17 protein-coding genes are annotated in these 20,648 nt (G+C 50.8%); 8 read left to right on the plus strand and 9 right to left on the minus strand.

The features are described 5' to 3' along the window. Positions 1-50: 50 nt before the first annotated feature. Complete coding sequence (locus tag NDI45_RS14695) at positions 51-1,052, minus strand: heme A synthase (RefSeq protein WP_242067325.1); 1,002 nt, start codon at positions 1,050-1,052, stop codon at positions 51-53. 1,224 nt (positions 1,053-2,276) lie between these two features. Here NDI45_RS14695 and NDI45_RS14700 point away from each other — a divergent pair. The 5 genes from NDI45_RS14700 (at position 2,277) to NDI45_RS14720 (ending at position 7,167) form a co-directional block, all read left to right on the plus strand. Further along, positions 2,277-3,266, plus strand: coding sequence for a cytochrome c oxidase subunit II (locus NDI45_RS14700; RefSeq protein ID WP_347277871.1), 990 nt, complete (start codon positions 2,277-2,279; stop codon positions 3,264-3,266). A gap of 46 nt (positions 3,267-3,312) precedes the next feature. Then, on the plus strand, positions 3,313-5,013 hold the full coding sequence (ctaD, locus tag NDI45_RS14705) for a cytochrome c oxidase subunit I (RefSeq protein WP_190791898.1): 1,701 nt from the start codon (positions 3,313-3,315) through the stop codon (positions 5,011-5,013). A 27-nt stretch (positions 5,014-5,040) separates the two neighbouring features. Beyond that, positions 5,041-5,664, plus strand: a complete 624-nt coding sequence (locus NDI45_RS14710; protein ID WP_348247769.1) for a heme-copper oxidase subunit III — start codon at positions 5,041-5,043, stop codon at positions 5,662-5,664. 253 nt (positions 5,665-5,917) lie between these two features. Continuing rightward, positions 5,918-6,745 (plus strand): tetratricopeptide repeat protein, encoded by an 828-nt coding sequence (locus NDI45_RS14715; protein ID WP_348247770.1) that lies wholly within the window; start codon positions 5,918-5,920, stop codon positions 6,743-6,745. 140 nt (positions 6,746-6,885) lie between these two features. Next, positions 6,886-7,167 carry a hypothetical protein gene (locus NDI45_RS14720; RefSeq protein WP_190791895.1) on the plus strand — a complete coding sequence of 94 codons (282 nt, stop codon included), beginning with the start codon at positions 6,886-6,888 and terminating at the stop codon, positions 7,165-7,167. A 238-nt stretch (positions 7,168-7,405) separates the two neighbouring features. On the opposite strand, the gene NDI45_RS14725 is transcribed toward NDI45_RS14720, so the two are convergent. Then, positions 7,406-7,834, minus strand: coding sequence for a photosystem I reaction center subunit II PsaD (locus tag NDI45_RS14725; RefSeq protein WP_348247771.1), 429 nt, complete (start codon positions 7,832-7,834; stop codon positions 7,406-7,408). A gap of 152 nt (positions 7,835-7,986) precedes the next feature. Beyond that, complete coding sequence (locus NDI45_RS14730) at positions 7,987-9,627, minus strand: hypothetical protein (protein WP_190790897.1); 1,641 nt, start codon at positions 9,625-9,627, stop codon at positions 7,987-7,989. Between the two features lie 441 nt (positions 9,628-10,068). Here NDI45_RS14730 and NDI45_RS14735 point away from each other — a divergent pair, with 441 nt between their 5' ends. Further along, positions 10,069-10,422, plus strand: coding sequence for an iron-sulfur cluster assembly accessory protein (locus tag NDI45_RS14735; RefSeq protein ID WP_190790898.1), 354 nt, complete (start codon positions 10,069-10,071; stop codon positions 10,420-10,422). Between the two features lie 93 nt (positions 10,423-10,515). Here NDI45_RS14735 and NDI45_RS14740 read toward each other — a convergent pair whose 3' ends face one another. The 4 genes from NDI45_RS14740 to NDI45_RS14755 all read right to left on the minus strand — a co-directional run bounded on the left by NDI45_RS14740 (position 10,516) and on the right by NDI45_RS14755 (position 15,665). After that, on the minus strand, positions 10,516-12,105 hold the full coding sequence (locus NDI45_RS14740) for a 2-succinylbenzoate--CoA ligase (RefSeq protein ID WP_348247772.1): 1,590 nt from the start codon (positions 12,103-12,105) through the stop codon (positions 10,516-10,518). Then, positions 12,048-13,193 (minus strand): o-succinylbenzoate synthase, encoded by a 1,146-nt coding sequence (gene menC, locus NDI45_RS14745; RefSeq protein ID WP_348247773.1) that lies wholly within the window; start codon positions 13,191-13,193, stop codon positions 12,048-12,050. The genes NDI45_RS14740 and menC overlap by 58 nt, the downstream gene beginning before the upstream one ends. A 23-nt stretch (positions 13,194-13,216) precedes the next feature. Then, positions 13,217-13,870 carry a DUF3318 domain-containing protein gene (locus NDI45_RS14750; RefSeq protein WP_190790901.1) on the minus strand — a complete coding sequence of 218 codons (654 nt, stop codon included), beginning with the start codon at positions 13,868-13,870 and terminating at the stop codon, positions 13,217-13,219. 448 nt (positions 13,871-14,318) lie between these two features. Beyond that, positions 14,319-15,665 carry a DNA double-strand break repair nuclease NurA gene (locus tag NDI45_RS14755; protein WP_348247774.1) on the minus strand — a complete coding sequence of 449 codons (1,347 nt, stop codon included), beginning with the start codon at positions 15,663-15,665 and terminating at the stop codon, positions 14,319-14,321. A gap of 172 nt (positions 15,666-15,837) precedes the next feature. On the opposite strand from NDI45_RS14755, the gene NDI45_RS14760 reads away from it, so the two are divergent. Beyond that, the gene (locus NDI45_RS14760) at positions 15,838-16,461 is read left to right on the plus strand and encodes a hypothetical protein (RefSeq protein ID WP_348247775.1); all 624 of its coding nucleotides are present in this window, start codon (positions 15,838-15,840) and stop codon (positions 16,459-16,461) included. Between the two features lie 282 nt (positions 16,462-16,743). Here the strand turns inward: NDI45_RS14760 and NDI45_RS14765 are convergent, their stop codons facing one another. After that, positions 16,744-17,838, minus strand: a complete 1,095-nt coding sequence (locus tag NDI45_RS14765) for a glycosyltransferase family 4 protein (RefSeq protein WP_190790905.1) — start codon at positions 17,836-17,838, stop codon at positions 16,744-16,746. 780 nt (positions 17,839-18,618) lie between these two features. Here NDI45_RS14765 and NDI45_RS14770 point away from each other — a divergent pair. Further along, complete coding sequence (locus NDI45_RS14770; protein ID WP_190790197.1) at positions 18,619-19,431, plus strand: creatininase family protein; 813 nt, start codon at positions 18,619-18,621, stop codon at positions 19,429-19,431. 397 nt (positions 19,432-19,828) lie between these two features. Here the strand turns inward: NDI45_RS14770 and NDI45_RS14775 are convergent, their stop codons facing one another. Continuing rightward, positions 19,829-20,353: a DUF3291 domain-containing protein gene (locus NDI45_RS14775; RefSeq protein WP_190790196.1), complete on the minus strand. Its 525-nt coding sequence runs from the start codon at positions 20,351-20,353 to the stop codon at positions 19,829-19,831. Between the last annotated feature and the right edge of the window lie 295 nt (positions 20,354-20,648).

The raw sequence follows: 20,648 nt of genomic DNA on the forward strand, positions 1-20,648 counted from the left end.
AAGGATCGGGGTGGAGGGGTGAGGAGATGAGGAGGTAAAGGGATAAAGGGTTAGGCAGGCTGGATGAAGTCGTTTTGCAGTGGAGTTGGAACTGGCTTTCGATCGCGGAGTCCCAGCACAGTAAAGCAAACCAGTGATCCGAGCAGCGAGGCTCCGACCATTTGGTGGGCGATCGTCAGCAGTTCGACCTGGAGGTGCAGTCGGAAGGTGGCAAAGCCAAGGGTCAATTGCAGCAGCAGCAGTAGTCCGACCAGGTTAGAAATTTGCCGGAGCGATCCGCTGAGGGCAGGCGTGCGCCATGCAGCAATCACAACTGCCAGCGTTATTAACGTAGCGGGAATAATGCCAAGCAGATGAATATTCATGACGCTACAAAGCTGGGTCACCACAAGACACTGGTGCAGTGCCCAGCGCGAACCCACCAGCGCACCCGAAATACTCTGGAGATAAATCAGAACGGCTGCCGTCAGACTGAGCCAGGGTAGCTTACCGACCGTTCCCGTGGGCTGATGGGGCAAAAGCAGTGTTCCCATCACCAGCAGCGTCATAAAGAAGGCGAGTGCCGTTCCCAGGTGGGCAGTCACAATATCAAACCGCAGCATCTCTGTTACGGTCAGTCCACCCAGTACGCCCTGAAACAGAATCAGACCTAGCGCGAGGGTGGCAACCCAGGGAGTCCAGCCGGGTAATGCCTGACGCTTCCACCAGGAGTAGCCGACCAGGACGATCGCCAATAGCCCAATCAGCGCAGCATCCAGGCGATGAATCCACTCCAAGAACACCTGAAGATTCATTTGCTGAGCCGGAAACAGCGTGCCGTAGCACAGGGGCCAATCGGGACAGGCCAGTCCGGCATTCATCACGCGGGTCGCGCTGCCGATCGCCATCAGGACTAGCGTTGCGATCGCCATTTTCCAGACCAGGCGGCGGACTCGGTCCTGGGGCGTGAAACGCGGTTGAGCCGTGGGTTTTTCGGTTGGGGGTTCAGGGACTTCTGAATGAATCGGGATGAGCATATCTGATTTCAGTTCTGGGTGGAGGGAATCAGGCATTTGCCATATCTCCTCTTCGCATTAAAACCATTAAGCTTAAGGAGAGAAATAAGACTAAATGCAGATTTTGCAGCATGATCTGCCAAAAGATAGATCGCCACCAAGCCATAAGAGAGAAGCTTGATGCTGACCAATATGTAATGTTGTGAAATTAAATTCTTGAACCTTACCCTTATATCAGTTTTTCGATTCGTCAGCGACGACGGCTGCAAACGGTGAAATCCGCTTTAGGCTGCTGTAGTCTCTACTGTAGATAGACAAATCTTGAAAGGGCAAATGCTTCGGAATTTCTTTTGATTCTTGAGATGAAAAATTTAACACAAATGCTTAAGGAACGATCGCTTCTCACTCTTCCAGGCTTGGCAACGAAGATTGCTCTGGATTATTCTGTCAATGAATTACTTCGACGGCAGAACAATTTTAGCGAGGAAATTATCTGAATGATCGTTTGGGGTCAGGCGAATGGAATACCAATCAAAAAACTTGGTCTATAGAATGATGGGTGCTATTGCTAGCCATACGACCGAGACGAAAATGCACAAGTAATGCAGAAACTTCGACTCGAATTTCTACTAGTGATGTTTCCACCAATGATGTTAGAGTGCGGTAGTGATGCGGGATCAGGGTAGAGTCTACTCTTTCCCTTGTCTCTAACTTTCTCCATTCTAGCGATTCAAACTTGATTTATCTGGATTTAGATTTAGATTCAGACCTGGATTGAGAACCGATTTTGAAAGGTTTCCTTGGCGATCGACTTCAGGCACAGATTCAGCAAACATGATCCCAAAGAAAACATTAAGAGTTAATGCAACTGGTTCGGTTATTACGGTTCGGTCGAGTGCCTATTGGATCTGTAATTTCTTTAGCAACTTATTAGTTTTTGAGTTGGTTAAAAGAAGAATCTTTCGCTAACGTGGGAGTTGGGCTATGTTTCAGCGTTTTAACCAGTTAATCTTGCTAAGCGTCACATTGAATCTTGCCGTCGCAACATAAGAATTCCTCACATCAGAGTTCTCGACATCCCGATTTGAGATCCAAAGGCTCGGCTCCATTTCCTGATTTGAAGCGTTGAACATCTTTCTCCAACCATCATAGTCATTCCTAAAGTGGTCATTCCTGAAATGGTTATCCCGTAAATAGTTATTCCTGAAATGGTTATCCCGTAAATAAAGTGGTGATCCCGTTAATGACTATGTATCTGTTCTCCTACTCTCCTGACTCACCGTGAAAAACATTCCGAATAGTATCCTGACGATGCTGGCTGGCATTGCACTAACGCTGGTGAGCATCTGGTATGGACAAAATCATGGATTGCTCCCCGTTCAGGCTTCCGACGATGCCAGAGTAATCGACGGGCTATTCAACACAATGCTGGTTGTGGGAACCGGAATCTTCCTGCTGGTGGAAGGCACGATTATTATCAGTGCCATTCGCTTCCGTCGCCGTAAGGGAGACACCACCGATGGTCCACCGATCGCTGGAAACATCACTTTGGAAATTGTCTGGACGGCGATCCCGGTGTTTATCGTCCTGTTCCTCAGCGTTTACAGCTTTGATGTCTACCGCAATATGGGTGGCTTTGATCCCGACGCGATCGAGGGTACACCAGAAGTGCAGGTGGCAATGGCAGATACCGATATGGCAACGCCGATCGTCGATGGACAGCAAAGCCATAAGACCCATTCCATGCATCATCATTTAGCCCTTGGCGTTGGGGCAGACCCCTCTACAGAGGGCAAAGAGCCTGACCTGAGCGTTGATGTAATGGGGCTTCAGTACGCCTGGATCTTTACCTATCCAGAAAGCGGCGTGACTTCGGGAGAACTGCACATCCCCGTGAACTCTGACATTAAGCTGACGATTAAAGCGCAGGACGTGCTGCACGCCTTTTGGCTGCCTGAGTTTCGTCTGAAGCAGGACGCGATCCCCGGTCAACCTGCCGAGCTGCGATTCCAGCCCAGATTGGAGGGCGAATACCCGATCGTCTGCGCGGAACTCTGCGGACCTTACCACGGCGCAATGGGTGCGAAGCTCTACGTCGAAAGCCAGGAAGCGTTTGATCAGTGGCTTCAGTCCCAGGTGGTCGCTCAAAAAGAGGGCGATCAAACAGTGGCGAGTTTGACCGATCGCACGGATGCTGACCGGTTGGCTCCTGTCGCTGCTGAGCTTGGCGTCACTGCCGAAACCCTGAAGTCGCTTCAGCCTGCGGCTTAATGTTCTTTCCTTTTTCTTGTTGGTCTTTTTATTGGCAACCGAGCTTATGACAAACGCAGAAATGCCAATCACTGCAAATTCTCCAGCCGTTGAGCAACACGGGCACGGCAAGTCCGAGCGTCGCTTGCGGGACTACTTCAGTTTTAATACGGACCACAAAGTGATCGGGATTCAGTATCTCGTCACTTCGTTTATCTTCTATTTGATCGGCGGCGTGATGGCAGACATCATGCGAACCGAACTGGCAACGCCTGCTTCTGATCTGGTTCCGCCAGAGCTGTACAACAACCTGCTGACGCTGCACGGCACGATCATGATCTTTATGTGGATCATTCCTGCCGGAGCGGGGCTGGCAAACTACTTAATTCCGCTGATGATTGGGGCGCGAGACATGGCGTTTCCCAAGCTGAATGCCCTCGCTTTCTGGATGATTCCGATCGGCGGCATTCTGCTTGTGGGTAGTTTGCTGGTCGAGGCTCCGCAGGCAGGCTGGACATCCTATCCGCCCCTCAGTATCGTCAGCGGCAAAGTGGGTGAAGGCATCTGGATCTTTAGCTTGCTGATCCTGGGAACCTCCTCGATCCTGGGTGCGATTAACTTCCTGACGACCATCCTGAAGATGCGCGTCCCCAGCATGGGCTTAAACGATATGCCCGTGTTCTGCTGGTCAATGCTGGCAACGTCGGGCTTGGTTTTGCTTTCGACCCCCGTTCTGGCAGGTGCGCTGATTCTGCTGGCGTTTGATTTGCTGGTGGGCACGGCATTCTTCAATCCGCTGGGCGGCGGTGATCCGATCGTTTATCAGCACATGTTCTGGTTTTATTCCCATCCGGCGGTGTACATCATGATCCTGCCGCTGTTTGGAGCGATCTCAGAAATCATTCCGATTCACTCGCGCAAACCGCTGTTTGGCTATCGAGCCGTCGCGTATTCCAGTATGGCGATCGCTTTCCTGGGGCTAATGGTCTGGGCGCACCATATGTTTACCAGCGGCACTCCGGCATGGCTGCGCATGTTCTTTATGATCACGACGATGGTAATCGCTGTACCCACCGGGATCAAGATCTTTAGCTGGCTTGGCACCATGTGGGGCGGCAAAATTGCCCTCAATAGCGCGATGCTATTTGCGATGGGCTTTGTGGGGATGTTTGTGATCGGCGGCATCAGCGGCGTGATGGTCGCATCCGTTCCGTTTGATATCCACGTTCACGATACCTATTTCATCGTGGCGCACCTGCACTATGTGCTGTTTGGCGGCAGTGTGTTTGGCATCTTTGCGGCAGTCTATCACTGGTTCCCGAAGATGACCGGACGCATGATGAACGAAACGCTTGGGAGAATTCACTTTGCCCTGACGCTGATCGGCATGAACCTCACCTTTATGCCCATGCACAAGCTTGGCATGATGGGCATGAACCGCCGGATTGCCATGTACGATCCGCGCTTTACGTCGCTGAACCAAATGGCAACCGTGGGAGCTTACATTCTCGCCGTTTCCACCTTTCCCTTCTTGATCAATGCGATTTGGAGCTGGTGGAAAGGCAAACCCGCAGGCGATAACCCCTGGAATGCGCTGACGCTGGAATGGATGACGACTTCTCCTCCGGCGATCGAAAACTTCGAGGTGCTGCCCGTCCTGACGCATGGTCCTTATGACTACGGCGTTGACCCAGAAGTGGACAACCGCGAAAACGAGCCGCCACTTACGTCGCCTCAGCTTCAGCCTGACTCTTCGCCTCTGTCTTAACCCTAGACCCTAGCAACTGGAGACTCTATGCAAGGATCAATCGAAGGAACGGCTGTCGATCGGGTTGGACAGCACTACGAAACCCCCAGCGCAGCCGCCCACGAAGAGCATCCCGACTTCCGCATTTTTGGGATCATCGTTTTTCTGGTTGCAGAAAGCATGATCTTCCTGGGGCTGTTTGTGGCCTATCTCACCTTCCGCGCGGTTTATCCGAATTGGCCCCCTGAAGGTACGCCGGAACGGGAACTGCTGCTGCCCGGAATTAACACCATTTTGCTGGTGTCGAGTAGTTTTGTAATTCACAACGCTGACACTGCCATCAAGCAAAACAACGTTGCTAAATTCCGCGCCTGGTTTGCAGCTACAGGGCTGATGGGCGTCATTTTCCTGATCGGTCAGCTCTACGAATATTTTCACCTGGAATTCGGGCTGAAAACAAACCTCTACGCCAGTACCTTTTATGTGCTAACAGGCTTCCACGGTCTGCACGTTTTGTTCGGGCTGGTGCTGATTCTGTCAGTATTGTGGCGATCGAGAAACCGCGCCCACTATTCCAGCGAACATCACTTTGGCATCGAAGCGGCTGAACTCTACTGGCACTTCGTTGACGTGGTTTGGGTGGTTCTCTTTGTCCTGCTTTATCTGCTTTAGAACCATTGCCTGATCATTTATTTGAGGAATGTTTAACATTCTGTATTGCCCCCTATTGCCCCCTAAATCATTCATAAACGGGGGACTTTGAAACTCGAAGCAGGCACAGTCAGATGTAAAAACATTTGCAAAAATAAAGGGATGGAGGTTTATTCACATAACCTTCGCCCTTTTTTTTGATTCCTCCCCTTACTCCTTTTCAATTACCCGCCGCATCTCCCCATCCCCTCACTCCATTACCCCTCACCACACTATGGGCACTTCTCTCGACATCAATACCACCAATTTCGATACTGAAGTCGTTCAGGCGTCCTACGATCGCCCCGTTCTCATTGATTTCTACGCAACGTGGTGCGGTCCCTGTCAGATGCTGAAGCCAATGCTGGAAAAGCTGGCGCAGGAATATAATTTTGTGCTGGCAAAGGTAGACATTGATCAAAGCCCGGAGTTGGCGAATCAGTATCACGTTGAAGGTGTGCCGGATGTGCGAGTGGTGAACCAGGGAGAAGTGCATCCCGGATTTGTGGGAGTGTTACCTGAGCCGAAACTGCGTCAGTTGCTTGCAAACCTGAATTTGAAGTCTGAGCTGGATGCCGGACTCGACGCGATTCGCGTAGCAATGGCAGCAGGCGAAGTCGAAGAAGCGAAGGTATTATTTGCGCGGCTCATTGAGAAATATCCCAAGAACGGCAAGCTGGTGATTTCTGCCGCACGGTTCCTAATGGGTCAGGGCAAGCAAGAGTCTGCCGAAAAGCTGCTGAGCAATATTCAGGAAAACGAAAAGCCCTTTTATGCTCAGGCAAAGGCACTGCGAGATCTGGTGCAGCTTCAGCAGGAAGGTCAGGAAATGCCTGATACCGATCAAACCGATCGCGATCGCGCCTTTTTTACAGCAGTCAATCAGGCGTTGCAGGAAGACAACGAAGCCGCGCTGGAAGGTTTTTTGGCGATCGTGGCTCAGAGCCGCAAATATCGCAATGACGGGGCCAGAAAAGCGATGCTGCTGGTGTTTGAACTGATGGGCGACGAGCATCCCCTCACGCCGGTTTATCGCAAGAAACTGGTGCAGACGCTGTATTAATTCAACAGGATTCGCTTTGATAAGATTAGCTTTGACAGAATCCGCTTGACAGGAGCCGGCATTGCTGAATGGAAATCGGATTCTTGGATAGAAAGTTCTCTGCTAGGGTCGGTTTCTAAAACCCCCTTCAAAATTCATACATGGGATCAGCAACGTGCTGTGAGACGATCGCAGCAGAATTCAGACAAAACAATGCAAAAGGGATTTCCATCTACTGCGATATTCGAGATGTCTTTGCCTCGTATTTGAAGCAGCAGGAAAAGCCGTTTGAGTCGCTCTGGAACGAGGGATTCGTCGAAACCTGTTTGATTACTACGATCGAGAAATTCTGCTGCACATCAATCACATTCGATCGGGAAAGCTTAGACAATGGCAGCAAGATCTTGCTGCGAATCAAGCTGCACAGATTCAAGCAAAGGTAAACGAATGGTGTGTAAACCATCGCATTGATCCAGAAATTTTTCTATAGGATTGAAACTTTGGTAGCGTGGGGGAAGCGGTTTGAACAGTTGCGATCGTCACTTAAACTTCTAGCCGCTAATGCTGCAGAAAACTCGGCTTCCTATGGTTTCAAATTAGAAGAAACTGGTTTCAAATTAGAAGAAACAAAAAAAGAGCAGACGAATCTGCTCCCAAATTTATCTTTCGGTGAATGCAACGCTACGAATCGTAGGTGTTTTTGCCCGTGAACTTGAGTGATGCAGCTTCAGGATTTTGACCGATACTGCGATCGTTCTTACCGAAGTAAGTCCGTCCCTGGTTCACCTTCTCAGGGAAGACTCCATCCGACGGGTGGAGATACTGGATCTCGCCGTTCGCATAGATTCGGTAGATTTTGAAGTTGTCCATCTTGGGCTTGAACTTGTTGCGGAACTGCGCACCGAGAGCGATACATTGCTCTTTCCGGGCAAAATACAGCAGGTTATCACCCTGCCGCATTACCGCAGCCCCACCAGTAGGCATTTCAAACACCTGTTCTTGCGGACTAGTCCAGGTGATGGCGTATCTTTCTTCTTCAAACGCAGCCGTGAGCAGTCCGCCCGTGCTGCCGCCGAAGATAGGAGTTTGTCCAGTAAGAGTTTCTGTCATGAACGTTTCTCTGAACATTTTTCACGCATCCTATCATTCGACCCTTTTCACATTCTCAATTTTGTATGGAACTGTAATAGTTCTTTAGAGAGAGTGGAACAGGCTGAGGGAGGGCGGTTGTCTCAGGTCATTTACTCTAAATCCGGAATCAGCTACTCTAAATACGGAATTAACTGAAGCTCCCCCAATCCCAAATCCTGTGCGGCGATGCAGCGCGTTTCAAACAGAGCCATCATGTCGTTGAACTGCGGGTTGCCGCTCGATGCACCCTTGAGTCCTCTAGCAATAATCAAGCCACAGTAGCCCTTCGTTTTCTTGCAGCGTTGATCCCACTTTTTGCGTGCCTGGATGTGAACTGAGTCATTTTCGTGAAACTCGCCAAACAGGTGGAGTTCGTCGTCCTGGGTTTGCAGCACGCCCAAATCGTATCGCTCTTCCGAAAAGGGGTCTTCGCCGGGGTTAAAGCAAATTGCCTTCAGTCCGCCTGCAGTTTTGATCGCTTCGATCAGTTCGGCGGCTTTGGGGCGAGAAGTTTGGATCAAGATCACGGGAAACCCATCAGCATCAGTCGGAAACTCTGCCCCAGCTTCCTGATAAAACTTAACGCTGCTCCGCAAGAGCTCCAGCACATCCCAGGACATCGCGCCTAGGCTGTAGAAGGATTCAGACGGCACTAGATGATTGTTTAGCAGCGGCGGCGCACCAAACGGAAAATCTTCGTCGGGAAATCCAGCGGCGATCGTCATTTCCGATAGTTCATCCGCGAGGTTGGGCAGCGTTGCTACCTTGACCGATATCTTTTGGTCGGGGTGCGTGGGATTCGGGATGCGATAGTTTCCTGAAACAGAAGGAAAGTCTTCCTGTTCTAAACGAGAGAGCGACTTTTGAAAGAATCGGTGCAGTGCCTTCAGCGCAACGAGAACGGTAATGGCTTCTTCTTCATGCAGAATGGGACGCATTCCTTCTAGCGGGTGCAGGTTGCCAAACGTAGGCGTGACGCCTGCCTGGGCATAAAACTCTGCTGCCGCAGGCGATTCTTCGTCCGGACGAAGGTTGCCGTCCTGCTCAAAGGTGACAAACAGACAATCCTGTTCCAGAAACGCTTCTTCCAACCCTTCGGGCGAGTCTCCGGCAGCCAGCACCCGCTGACGAAACTGCTTCAGTGAGTCGATCGATCGATACATCAGCAGCCCGTACTCCATGCCCAGCATGCCCAGAATCGAGACATAGAGCGTCCCGACATCTGCGCCTGTGATTTCAACCGAGATAATCTTTTCCTCGTCCAGCACTTCCCAGGGAGCATCCTGCCAGATATCAGCAGTTGCTTCGAGAATGGTGGCTTCGTGTTCCGGCGGAAGTTGAGGCGGCTGGGGCTTGACCGCAGACTGCAACCCCTCAAAAATCTCGTCAATGATTGGTAGTTCGGGCGCGTATTCGATCGTGATATCCAGCTCTTGCAGCACACCTCTGAGAAAAAACTGAATCTCTCGATCGCGCACCACAATTTTTTGAGGACGGGCAGGCAGGGCTGAACCTTGCGGATATTCCATTGCCTGAAGCAGCGTTCGCACGATCGCCTCGTGTCCGACCTCTCCGGAAACCATGTCCATTGCCCGCACCATCCCTTCTGTGCCGTCCACCCACAGAATGCAGTGATTTGCTTTGCGTCCTGGATTGTCAAGCGACGTGACCCCAAACTCTGGCAGCAATGACCGTCGATCGCCTTCCCACACGCTGGGAATCTGGCGCAATTGTTGCAACCGACGACGGGTAGAGCGATTCAGAGCAGTCATAGCCAAACTCACCACAAGACGGGACAGACAGATGCAGCATTGCCTACCGTTTTCTCGACAAGTGCTTCAACCAGCCTTTCGATTAGTTACGGAAGCAACGGATGGATTTCAGCCATTCTAGCGGGGTTTGCTCCCGGTAAACGGGAAGTTTGTGTTTCTAGAATGCTGCTTATCATTAGGATAATCGTTTGGCATTGGGGTTGAGTGAGGTTTCGTGGTTGAGTGCATGGGCTGCTAGCTTTAATCTATAAAAGTCAGGGGTCTTGGCGATCGCAAAGTATCGCAAAGCTGGGTGAATGGGCAGATGAGTGGATGGGTAGATGAGTGGATGAGTGAATGGATGAGTGGGGTTAGTTTGATGGGGATTGGAGGAGTTTGCTGAAGCAGCGATAGAATAGAGTAAGGAGTAGTAGACTGCAACAGCAAGGGAGTCTCAAACACATGACACAAGCAGCACCTCAACAGCGAGGAGGCATCCTAATGAGCGAATCCGCCCTCCGCCATGTCATGGCACTGCGAGACAGGCAGGGAAAAGATCTGTGCCTGCGGGTCGGTGTGCGGCAAGGTGGCTGTTCGGGAATGTCCTACACAATGGACTTTGAAGACCCCAACAACATCCGCGATAACGACGAAGTGTACGACTACGATGGGTTTAAGGTCGTCTGCGATCCTAAGAGTATGCTGTACCTCTACGGCTTGATGCTGGACTACAGCGATGCGCTGATTGGCGGCGGCTTCCAGTTCACCAATCCCAACGCCAATCAAACCTGTGGCTGCGGCAAGTCTTTCTCGTAGCACTCCTACAGAATATATCCCGTAGAATTCTAGCTGCATTGAGCCCAGTTATTGATTCACAGGTTATCGGTTCACAAATTATCGATTTAGCAGTTAGCTGCATTCATCGTCTGTCGATCGCCCTCTATTTACTGCACCCATTGTAGGATGAAGGGCGATTTGTCTTAGCTGCTCGTAGTTGAGCTTGCCCTGCAAATTGCGCGGAATGCGCTCGACAATAAGCCATTTTTTGGGCTGTTTATAGCGGCTGAGCTTGAGCTGAAGGGCTGCTTCGAGGGTCGAAATCGAGAAGTCTGGAATGGGGCCTGAAACAGGAACAATCAGCGCAGTCACGACTTCACCCCAGGCGCGATGCGAAGCAGTTTCCCCTTCAAAAGAATCGGGTAGGCCAATCACACAGACATCCTGCACTAAACCCGTTTGGCGAATCGCGGCTTCGACTTCTGCCGGAAAGACATTTTCGCCGCCTGTGATAATCTTCTGGCTGTTGCGTCCGATCAGGTGCAGATAGCCTGCTGAGTCAAAATAGCCCAGGTCATCGGTGGCAAGCTGCCGGGTTTGCTCAAGCTGAGAGTCGGGCTGAGCGGGAAGATAGCCACGACAGAGGGAGGCGGCGCGAATGGTAATAATTCCGCTTTGTCCGGGTTCGACTGGGTTTCCCTGCGGATCGCGCACCGTCAGCTGAGCGTGGGGTAATACTTGACCGCAGCCCGATGCAAAGCAGTTCCCCCTTTGGGGTAATCGCCCCTGCAAAAACTCCTCTGGCTTCAGGGCAACAACCTGAGAAGCGGTTTCAGTCATGCCGTAGGTCAGGGCAATTCGCAGTTGATGCGATCGAGCCGTTTCCAGCAGATCTGACCAGGCAGGCGCACCGCCCAGCATTATCATTTGAAATTGTGAGAGCCAGTCGAGGTTAGCGGGATTTTGCAGTAATCGCTGAAGCTGGGTGGGAACGAGGGAAATGAAAAACTCGGCAGGGTCAATGTGCTGAATTTGCTGTGCTAAGTCCTTGGAGGCAAACAGGGCAAACTTGCCACCCGAGCAGAATGATCGCATAAACTGCATCAATCCGCTCACATGAAACAGCGGCAGCACACAGCAAGAATTGATGCGCGCCGAAGTAGTGCTCTCTTTGGAGCAATCGATTTGAAAATAGGCTCGAAAGCCTGCCACGGAAGCCGTTAAGGTTTCCCAGGTATGCAGCGCGAAGCGAATCTGCCCCGATGATCCGCCTGTGGGAATGCCAATAATCCCAGGGGAAGAACTGCTTCCCATCGTGCCTGTTAGAAACTGTGGCTTCTGATGACTCACCAGCAACGGGGAATCATGCTGTCCAGAGATCCAAACGCAAGCAGGCTGAACCAGAGATAACACACTCTTCCACTCTGCCTCCGCCCACTGCGGGTTTCCCAGAAATACCGGACATTCTGCTGCCACGGCTGCAACAAATCCTGCCAGAAAATCGATCGGCTCAGGCTCTGCCAGCAACACCGTTGGATTTGCCTGATCAAGCTGCGTGAGCATCTGAAATCGCTGTTCTGCTCGATCGACTAACTCCGCTCCGTCCAAGCCGATCAACCGCTGCTGATTCGATTGCTGCTTCAGGGCTTCTAGCAGATCTAGCCTCATGAGCCGACCTCTGCCAAATCGCGCCAGAGCAAATCCGCTTCCTGCTTTCCCCATTCATCTGCAAACCACTGATCCACCCCAAATCCGATCGCTCGCTTTGTAAGCTGGGTGGAAGGAATCAGAAAATCTTCGATGTAGCGTCGCCCAATCGTCGTTTCCAGGGCAGAAGACCAGATGACATCCGGCTGATACTCCTGGCAAAACTGGCGCAGCCGCGAGGGAGATCCAGCAATAGCAGGCTTAATCACAAAAATGCCCCGCCATCCCTGCCGATAGCAGTCCTGAAGCTGATCGATCGTCGCTACGGACTCATCCAGCCCAATCGGTGTGTGAAACTGCTGGTTAAGCTGCTGCATTTGCTCAAATTGATCGGGCGAAAGTGGCTGTTCAATTAGCTCGATTTGCGGCGGGTTCTGGGAATGACAATCGCACCATTCCAACCAACGATAAGCCTCTGTTTCGCTCAATCCCCCGTTCGCATCAAGCCGCAATTTTGCTTGTTTGGGAAGAACTTTGAGCAGGCGATCGAGCTGGGCCATTTCGCGATCGATTGCCTGCACGCCAATTTTGCACTTAAACGTGAGTTCGGGTTCGCCGAATTCAGACAGAATTCTAGAAGAGTGCTTGCCCCGCTGGGATGCCCTCCCCCTAGCCCCCCAAGGCTGGAAGGAACCGAGCCGCTCGTTTTGAATCTCAAAGTTTTCCAGCATTAAGGGATTGAGGGAGCTGATGTAAGACTCCTCACCCTGCTCCAAGTTCGTCTCATCCGCAAGCACTGCCTCCGGCGACAGCAGCACACTGCAAGGCAAATTCAATCGCAAAGCAGTATCGATCGCCCCACACTTCAGCGTTTCCAGAGCAGACTCTAGCCCAAACTGACAGGCAGGTAATTGATTCGGAATTTCAGCAATTTGCTCCTCGGTTATCTGTCCCTTCAACGACTGGCAAAACTCGAGCGCTTGATCGATCGTCTCGCTGCTAAACCAGGAAATCGGGGCAATTTCGCCCCAGCCCATTTGCTGATTATCATGCTGCAAACGCACGATAATTCCCTCACGCTCCGACCAACTGCCGTGGTGAGTTCGGAGCGGCTGACGAAACAATCGCCGATATCGCCGCCACTCAAAGGAATAAACAGCCACAGGAGAAATCGCCTGCCTAGAGCTTAGTAACCGTCTGCCATTTCGGTGCGGCTACCCTTAGCCCGCTCTTTCGCTTTGGCGGCACTCTTTTTCAGTGCGTCGAGCCGCTGCTCATAGCGTTTCCGCTGCTTTTTCTTCGGCGTTTGCTCGATTAAAACTTTCAGTGCACTGCCTAAACTCTTGTAGGCATTAGGAAGCGTGTAGCCAAATCGGGTTGCCAGGGCGATCGCTTTTTCGTCTGCCTGGATTGCTTCTTGAAGCGTCTTTTCCCCATTGTTGCGAACGTAGAGCCGCCAGCCCGAAACACCGCACAGTGCCAATGCCAGTATCAGCAGCAAGCCATCTTGTACCCAGAGTTCGCCCACTGCACCGCCCAGACCGATCGCCAGAGCTGCCATCTCCCAGCCGTCACGGGGAATTGTATCGTTCTGAACGCGGGCAACCTCATGCCAGAACAGCAGATTGCGCTGATCCAGTGCCAACTGATCCCACTTTACCAGGTCGATTTGCACTTCGATCTGGTCTTTTCCAATTTCCTCACTGGTGATCAGTACCGGATTGACAGCCGTTGAAGCTTCAACCGTTACCCAGCTCTTCAGTTCCGGCGGCAGCAAGCTCTTGAGCCGTCTCAGTTCACTCAGATCCGATCGTGCGGTGGAAGTGGCGTAGGAGGTCATAGTTTAGCCCTGCAAACGATATCGAATAGGTCAGCGTTATTGCGTTCAGGTTATGGCTTTGTGAATCGCATTTTCAGATCGCATTTTCAGAGAGTATAGCGGTCTTTTACTCCCTTGTTTTCTATATTAGCGATCGAGTGAAAGAAATCGATCGGACTCACCCGATACACTAAAGCTAGTCCTCCATTCGGGTGAGTGATCGTCCAAATTGCTTCTGCAAATGATCTGGAGCTGGGTGACGTTGAGCAACAGTTTGGCCTGCAATGGGTACAGGACCCCGATTTTTTAGCGAATGGCAATAGCCTGCTGCAGCGAGCGAAGCGGTAGAGGCACAGTGGCTCGATCGAATTAAGGCAGATTTTTTGAGTCTGATCAGGTATTCACCGCATGAAGAGATTGTCAAAATGTTTGTGCTGGCCCTCATGCGATCGCGAATAAGATTCAACGTTCAGGCAATGCTGCCTCGCTTTCGAGCTTCTTTGTAAGAAGTTCCAATATTTTGCAAGCCCGATCGAATCATTTGTTGTTCCAGTAATGCGAAAAACCGGGCACGATCGCCCCCACGCACGACCGCTTGATTATGTGCCTCTGCTAGGGCAACCGGATAGCCGTAGCCTTTTTGCACCTGGGTTAAAGTCAGACTGAGGGCAGTTTCCAGCAAAGTCGGATTTTCGGCAACCCAGGCAGGAAACTCCACCCGCGCAATTTCAGAACCTACGTTGACATAGCAAAAGTAAATTGCCTGATCGCCGTACCATTCCAGAATCTTGGCAGAGCTGCGCCAGAGTGCCCCCCGCTGACCCGGTTCAAGCAGCAACCCCCAGAGAGCCGTATCCCGAAGCGGAGCAAACACCTGGCAGGGAGCCGTTTCAGTCGCACCCGGACAAAAGGTGTGACAGTCGGGAGCCGGAAAAGGACAGGTATGGAACCGCAGAAAGTTGAGTGCTTCTCCGCTTCGTGCTGCGCTGAGATAGCCCACTAGCGGAACCTGTTTCGATCGCAGTCGATCCCAGGCGGTCAAAATGGGAGGCAAGAGTCGATCGCGAGCTTCCGTGGGCAGAGCTTCCAGAAACCAGTAAATCAGCGAACCGTCTACCATTGCCAGACGTGGCGGCACTTCAGGAACTGCATAGGGAATCGAAAGCTGATGGCTAGATGAATCGCTGGCAGAGTCGATCGCGGTAGAAACTGCGGCAATCCCAGCAGACGAATTTGCGAGATGGGAATCTGCAATCTGGGAATTAGTGAACTGGGAATTTGCAAGCTCTGAATCTGCAAGCTCTGAATCTGCAAACTGATGAATTGCTAGCTCTGCCAGGGTTTCCACTTCGGATACCGTGCGTTGATAGCCCATCCACTCCTCGGTGCGGATGCCCCACTGCCGCGACACATAAAGATCCTCCGGGCGATAAAACACCTCCGGCAGGCTATCCAGCAACGGATGGCGATTTTGCCCATAGTGCAGCACAATTCGCCCAACGTTGATCAAATAGCAGTAGGCAATTTCGTGATGGCTGGGGGCAATTTGCGACCCGTCTGTGGCGATGACGCTGTGAAGGGCTGGGGCAGGCGTAATGCTAACTCGCGTATCGAGCGGTTCCACAGGTTCCGCTGCTGTAAACCCCAATCGATCGCGCCACTGAGTTTGCAGAGCCAGCAATTCTTCCTGTCGATCGCGGGCTTGCGCTAAAAGCTGTTCTGCCAGCTCTAACCGTTGACGGGCAGCGGTGGCTTCCTGGGTCAGGTGTTGACCAATGCCCTGCATCTGGCGGGCAAGCTTCATCAGGTCAAGCATTCGGTTTGGGGTGCGAAAGCATTAATTAAGGGTGAATCGGTCGAGATACAGATGTTCTTTATCTTACTCTGTCTTAGTTAATAGAACGCTTCATTCCTTCTATAGACGCAGGTGACAGGCTAAATTCGTTAATTTAGATGACTCAAACATAGAAAGATCCATAAGAATAAAAATGACTTCTAAAAAGAAATCGAAGAAAAAAAACCAATCTACTGAATCGCAAAATAACGGCTTGTTGGGCGGACGACTCAACGGAATTGCCGTCGCGCTCCTGACCACACTGGTGACTGAAATTGTGCAGCAAGTGCTTGAGCGTCTTTTCCGATCTAATGCACAATCCGACGCAGCGGGTGATCATTCTGAGGAAGCCAAATCAGATTCGCCGATGAACGCTAAGCCGATAGGCGCTGAGTTAGAAAATAAGCCCGTTGCCACCGTTGCTGGCGCGGTAAGCGATCGCGTTACCCAGATCAAGCCTGGGATGCAGGACATTCTTAAAACGGTGCGAGCGGCTGTAGAGGAAGCTACCCCGCGTCTAAATGAAGCGATCGCCGTGCTGCAAGCCTCCTCAAACGACCCAAAACAAGCGGTTGCTACGCTGGTGCGTGATGTTGTCACTGAAACCAAAGAAAACTTGAGTACGGCTGCTCCAAATCTAGATAGCTGGATTAATAGCGCGATGAATACAACTCAGGCTGTGCTTGCTGGCGTTGCTGCAGTGAACTCAGAAGAACCCAAACAAAAACATAAGAAAAAGAAAGGCAAAAAGAACAAAGGCAAAAACTCGAAGAAATAAACGCTGACGGTTGGGTAGACCTTTTGGGGAATGCTTTGATGATCCAAGCTAAAAAAAATACGCAAATTAGAAGATTCTTCCGCCCGCTTAACAATACTGCCCGCGTGGAATGAAGCCCGATTTGGTCATCTGGCAAAAGAATATATCTGTAAACAGAAAGACTCCCCCTGATAGAGGAGTCCTTTTTCGTTTTAGCGTTGCTAAACGATGGAATGGCTCACCACCAAACACCGCGATGTATCTCTTCAACTCAGCAACGCCCTAATTTGAACCAGTCACCGGTTATGGCTGAGCCAGTCTCAGCGACATTACACTACTGGTTTCCGTGGACGCAGCGACGCTTCTTTCACCAACTTGATTGGCGACCTCAGTGAGAATTCGATCTAATGCTGCACCAGCCGCTTCATTAGAGAAGTGTTCAGCCGCGTAGCGCATTGCATTTTGACCCAGGCGATTCCGCAATTCGTGATCTTCCCACAGCTTTTGAATGGCATCGGTTAAATCTTTAACAGAGTGTGGCTCCACGAGCAAACCCGTCTCTCCGTCAATAATGTAATCCTCTGCCCCGTTGCAGCGTGTGGCAATCAGTGCCCGACCCATCCGCATTGCCTCAACAATGGTGACTTGTCCGGCGGCGGTGATTTGCTCATTGGGCACCATGGGTACCACACTGATTCGAGCTTCTTGAGCTAGACGCAGACAGTCTTGTTTGCCAATATCAAACGGGGTTTGCACTTGCGAAGGCACGCTGATTCCTTCTAGCGATCGCTTGCTAGCAGCCACAATCGTCGGGATGTTGAGGGTTTTGACCGCTTCAAATAAGGCAGGAAAATCCCGATGGGCAGACCCCAGTGCTGCAATGAACGGCTGAGCGGTGTTTTCCTCATAAGTTACCGGAATTTCTGGAACCTGATAAGGAACAAACTCAAACCGCTCAATGGGCAGTTCCAGCCAATCGCTGTAAATCTGCCGCTCACGTTGCGTATGAACGACAAAGCGATCGATCGCTTGACTGCTTTTTTGAGCGAGTAGACGACGCACTCCCGAAGAACAAGTCCCCACATTGTACATCCATGCCACGACCGGGGCATCTTTGCGGAGTAAATGCTTTTGCATCGCTACAGCTGCGGCAAGTTGCGGAAAAACGGTAATCACACCTCCATGTGTTCTGTGGAGGGCGTCGCTTGCCTGGAACCAATGATCCATCCATTCCTTCAAGTCTGTCACCGAGGATTTGCGGGTGTGCCAGCTCGCAAGAGGTACGCAACGAGGGATGATTGTGAAGTGATGCTGGTGGTTCTTCACAAAGGGGGTCAGCCAGGTAGAGGTCGTCAAATTAAGATCATGAATAAACGAAGCCGCAACAGTCCAATGCATAGTATTAAACCCCGTGCTGGTGAATGATTTGAAGGGCTGAATTCAACTTAAATTAGTGAATTACCCTGAAAAAACTTCTCTGCTTTACGAACTCACGCCAATCGAGCGAAACCTGAAGCCTGACAAGTTTTTGTGGTGCGAGTGCCACTCATTGATGAGTCACCCAAGTCAAGATCAGGCTAAGTGATGCACTATGCAACTCGCACTGAATTGCTTTGAGGAGACTCGCTAAACTATAGGATCTTGGACTCAAATTCTCCGTGCCTGCCCGCCTTGACCTGTGTTTCACAAAAACAGAAATAATATACTGGACGCCTAGGTAGTTTTTGCAAAGCATATTTGCTTTATTTTTTCAGCTTATGCCAGTGTAAATACGCAAAAGCCAGTGCAGTAAGCAATGCTTTGTAGTAACGTTGTCGAATGACATGACAGACTCCAGTAAATTGGATAGCAGTAGGGGGTCTGCAAATGTATCGAATTATTCGTGACGAACGTAATTGGGCCTATATTCATTTTTTACTAGTAGACCCCACCTTCAAGCAATCTCTGAGCAACAAGAAAATATGAAGAAACTAAGGATTTGATGAGAGAGCCGCAAAGCTTAGGCTGTGACCGAGTCAGCAGAGGAAATTCAATAGAAATACGATCGGTGTTCCTAGTTCCCCACTATCTCCCCAAATTGATTCACTGCTTGTATAAAACATAAAGTTCTTCAGCGAACACATCGGGTCATGCCATCATTAATAAAATACGGGTGTAATTTGGTGTAACCTTCCTTCCATGCACGGATACATTCCTCCAGAACGGTTCTTTCCTTATCTAACCTGGACCACAATTCAGGCAATGCCCGATAAGGATAACGTTGTCCTGATTCAGCCGATCGGGGCGATCGAGCAGCATGGACCCCATTTACCGCTGATTGTAGATGCCGCAATTAGTACGGCAGTTGTTGGCAGAACCCTATCAAAGCTCGATGAGGAAATTCCTGCTTACGCACTGCCCACGCTGCATTACGGCAAATCAAACGAACACTGGCACTTTCCCGGCACAATTACCCTTTCGGCTCAAACGCTCATCACGATGCTGATGGAAGTGGGAGAAAGCCTTTATCGATCGGGCTTTCGCAAGCTGGTGTTTGTGAACGGGCACGGTGGACAACCCCAGATCCTCGAAATTGTTGCCCGCGATCTGCATCAAAAACACGAAGATTTTATGGTGTTTCCCTGCTTCGTCTGGAACGTGCCCAATATTGCGCTGGAACTGCTGACTCCCAAAGAAGCCGAACTGGGAATTCATGCTGGGGATGCCGAAACTAGTCTGTTGCTGTCGCTGTTGCCTGATCAAGTGCGAATGCAAGATGCCGTTGCCGAGTACCCCGCAGAACTTCCGCAAGGGAGCCTACTCAGCATCGAAGGAAAGCTGCCCTTTGCCTGGACGACCCGTGACTTAAGCCGATCGGGTGTGATTGGTGATCCGCTTACCGCAACCGCCGAGAAAGGCGATCGAATTCTGGCATCTTTGGCGGAAGGCTGGGTACAGGCGATTCAGGATATTTATCGGTTTCAGCAGCCAAAATCCTGGAAGTCGCCTTAAGGAAGGGCTTGAGCGAGATTCTGTACAAGTTCTGTACAAGGAACTTTCTCAACTTATTCGATTTCGATCGATCTTTACCGATGCTCTTTACCGAACTGTCTCTTATGGCATGTTTTGAAACTCTAAACGGCTAAATTGCAAAGTCCTTTAAGCCTCCTAAATCCCCCAAGATAGGGGAACTTTGCAGGGGTCAAAGGTTCTTCAGCATTCAGGAATTGGGACTGCAAGGACTTTAAAGCACGTTCCAGCCCCCAATTCTAGGAGGAACCGAGCCTTTTCTGACGCTCAGAATCCCCCAACGTTTGGGGTCAGGAAGGAAAATAGCGGGGGCAATGCAGAGGCTGGAACATCGCTCAAACTCAATAATCGCGAACTCAATAATCGCGATGCTGAACCGCTACAATTCTGCGCCGCTTGCTGTAACTGGAATGCGATGCGAAGCAGTTTCCCCTTCAAGGCAGTCGGGGCTGGGAAAGGATTTTCCAAACGAGAAAGCAAACGGTGTAGAACCGTGTTGCTGAAGATAGGCAAGCCGTTCTTTAGCTTCTTCGATCGTGGGTAAATGCCCGACCGGAATCCACCAGAGCGCAAGAATGGGCTGATCTAGCCGTTCAAACCATTTCCGTCGATCGCGCATAATTCCTCCGTGTGCGCCCCGATAAACATAGTTCGATAATGCTTCAACCGATTTCCAGACTGTTAGCGTAATCAGGATTTGGTCATCATCAAACGCACGAATACTTGTGGCATCATTTGCGCCCTCACTCCGAAGCCGCCAGACAAACCCAGGGTCTTCGTCAGCGATCGCATTAATTCCCTCAATTTGAGCAACAAAATCTGCCATCTCCGGCGTATCCAACGAAGCGCGTAACCGGGCAGTATTCACTTGGGCAAGATAGTACTGGGGAGAAATAGGCTGCATGGTAAAGGAAGGGTAAGCAAAGATCACCAACACTGTGGCACAAGTCATCCTCCTAAAGATAGATTATATAGTTTTTTTAAGTTTATTTTTTGAGGCTTGGCAGGGAAATGAGGTTGGGGAAGGCAGTCGGAAAGCGATAGTGATAGCGTTGGCAGAAGGTAGGGATTATGAGCCGGATGTTTTGCTGGGACAGGCATTTAGGGAGAAGACAAGCAAGGGATAAGAAAGGGTAAATCAATAGAAAAGTGATTCGATCGCCCCTGATTGCCCGATCGCCCAAACCAAAAACTCTCAC

Source organism: Leptolyngbya sp. GB1-A1, assembly GCF_039962475.1.
Lineage (GTDB): Bacteria > Cyanobacteriota > Cyanobacteriia > Elainellales > Elainellaceae > Leptolyngbya_A.